1 protein-coding gene is annotated in these 892 nt (G+C 75.4%); it reads right to left on the bottom strand.

The genetic code is table 11. The annotated features are described in order from the left end of the window. Positions 1-892 (bottom strand): HAD-IC family P-type ATPase (locus AX737_RS04885; RefSeq protein ID WP_156453532.1); only part of this gene is annotated, 892 nt, incomplete at both ends.

The raw sequence follows: 892 nt of genomic DNA on the forward strand, positions 1-892 counted from the left end.
GGGCCGCGATCTCGGCGAGCTTGTCCTGGGGCAGGAGCTCGGCCTTCACGTCGAGCCCGAGTTCGGACGCGACCGCCTCGCCCGTGCGCCGGTTGTCGCCGGTCAGCATCACGCTGCGGACGCCGAGCTTCCGCAGGGCCGAGATGCCGGCCGCCGCGTCGGCGCGGGGCTCGTCCCGGACCGAGATGGCGCCCAAGGCCTCGGCGCCGCGGACGACGATGACCACCGTCTTGCCGCCGGCTTCCAGGTCCGCGACCGCGCGCTCGGCCTCGGGGCCGAGCCGCGCGCTCTCGGCGGCGTGGCGTGGGGAGGCGACGAGCACCGTCTGACCCATCACCGTGGCCGACACCGCCTTGCCGGGGATGGCGCGGGCGTCCCGCGTCGGGCGCAGCGGCACCCCGTCCGCGCTCGCCCGGTCGAGGATGGCCCGGGCGATGGGGTGGCCGCTTCCGCTCTCGACCGCGGCAGCCAACCCGAGAAGCGAGCGCTCCGACGCGTCCGGGGCGAAGACCAGGATGTCCGAGACCCGCGGCCGTCCGGCGGTCAGCGTCCCGGTCTTGTCGAACGCGACCGTGTGCACCCGCCCGATGACCTCCAGTGCGGCGCCGCCCTTGACGAGCAGCCCGCGTCGCGCACCGGCGGCCAGTCCGGAGGCGATGGCCGCGGGGGTCGAGAGCACCAGCGCGCAGGGGCAGGCGATCAGGAGGAGCGCCAGGCCCCGATAGACCCAGGTGCCCCAGTCGGCGCCGAGCAGCAGCGGCGGCACGATTGCGACCGCGGCGGCGAACGCGAAGGCGATGGGCGTGTAGACCGCGCTGAACCGGTCGATGAAGCGCGCCGTGGGCGACTTCGACGCCTGCGCCTCCTCGACGAGGTGCAGGATGCGGGCGAC

This window comes from Methylobacterium sp. CCH5-D2, from assembly GCF_001556475.1.
Taxonomy (GTDB): Bacteria; Pseudomonadota; Alphaproteobacteria; order Rhizobiales; family Beijerinckiaceae; genus Methylobacterium; species Methylobacterium hispanicum.